The sequence below is a fragment of the Streptococcus mitis genome, assembly GCF_001579035.1.
Taxonomy (GTDB): domain Bacteria; phylum Bacillota; class Bacilli; order Lactobacillales; family Streptococcaceae; genus Streptococcus; species Streptococcus mitis_J.
Window position 1 is genome coordinate 172,300 of record NZ_KQ970288.1, and the last position, 1,372, is coordinate 173,671.

Here is a 1,372-nt window from a genome sequence, read left to right on the forward strand (position 1 = left end):
GATCGAAGTTCATATACTAATTTTTTTACTGAGTTTTTGTCTTTTGTATTAAGGATTCTGTCATTTTCCAAAAAACTTTATCTTAAACTTACTAATAAAATTTAAAAAATAAAAAGCCTACTTCGCAGTAGACTCTAGTAATGATCTTTAAAGGACAAGAAAGCCACGCTATCTCCATCCATCATATAAATCAAGCGATTTTCTGCATCAATACGCCGTGACCAGGCTCCTTGGTAGTCATACTTGAGTGGTTCTGGTTTTCCTATTCCTGTAAATGGATCACGTTGAATATCCTTGATTATCTTGTTGATTCTTTTGAGTGTTTTCTTGTCTTGAATTTGCCAGTAGCAATAATCTGCCCAGGCATCTTCTGTAAACTTGAGCAGCATTCATCACTCCTCAATAACATGGACCTGAGTGCTTCCAGCACGGACTTGAGCCATTCCTCGCAAAACCTTGTCTGATAACTCCTTATTTTGAGCGATTCTCAAAGTTTCCTGAATACTGTCCCATTCGCTCCTTGAAAGAACTACAATGTCCTCGTTTGGATTTTTATTGACCACCGTCAAAGGCTCAAATTCATCATTTACCTTTTTCATGTAGTCTTTTAAATGATTTCGGAATGTTGAGTAAAGAACTGCTTCCATAACCATACCTCGTTTTACCTCTTTTCCACTATTATACACGAAAAGAAAGAAATTGTCAGGAACTTGTACAAGATTTTCTTTTTCTATCTATTTATTCGTAAAAAATCTCAAAAAGCCTACCTTTCAGTAGACTTAGTTTGTTTCTATTCTAATCGGCACTCTTCCAAAATTCTGCTCTGCTATACTTGGATTTCCCAGTTGGTAAATCTGGTCTACCTTTTGGGTCATAGCATCCCAAGGTTCTCTGCCAATTCGGCTAACTATATGGACCTGCCCTTTCAGGGACTTAAGGTGTTGTCTTCCTTTTTCAGTAAATCCAAGGACATGAATGGCTTCTGGCAAGTCACCTTCTCTAGCTTGCACCAAGATATAGGTCAATAGGCGTCTGACACGCGCCTTAGTGTAACGTTTGGTGGCAACCGCCTCGACCAATTCGTCAACAGACTGGGCTATCTTGATGGCTTCCTTAATGCGCACACCCATTTCTTGATTGACCTGATAGATGGTGGTTAGGTCGGGATTTGACAAGATTTGATAGCGGAGCAAGGGAAAATAGTCATCCCAGCTCACCTTACTGGCCTGCTCAAATAGGGCAACAGAAGGCATAAAGCGTTCTAAGAAATCTTGGTTCTTCTGGTGTTGACGGAGGGCTGTTGCCGAAGCAAAGTCCACATCTTTATCCACAGAATGGTAACCCGCCCCCTGACGCTGAATCGGATGCAGCT

The 1,372-nt window shown here is 40.5% G+C and carries 3 protein-coding genes; all 3 read right to left on the reverse strand.

Translation table 11 applies throughout. From position 1 onward, the window contains the following. Positions 1-134: 134 nt before the first annotated feature. Positions 135-389, reverse strand: coding sequence for a Txe/YoeB family addiction module toxin (locus SMIDD26_RS07000; protein WP_061439656.1), 255 nt, complete (start codon positions 387-389; stop codon positions 135-137). A 3-nt stretch (positions 390-392) separates the two neighbouring features. Next, positions 393-647 carry a type II toxin-antitoxin system Phd/YefM family antitoxin gene (locus tag SMIDD26_RS07005; RefSeq protein WP_246746969.1) on the reverse strand — a complete coding sequence of 85 codons (255 nt, stop codon included), beginning with the start codon at positions 645-647 and terminating at the stop codon, positions 393-395. Positions 648-779: 132 nt separating this feature from the next. Next, the coding region (locus SMIDD26_RS07010) for a nucleotidyltransferase family protein (protein WP_246746970.1) at positions 780-1,372 on the reverse strand (593 nt) is incomplete at its 5' end.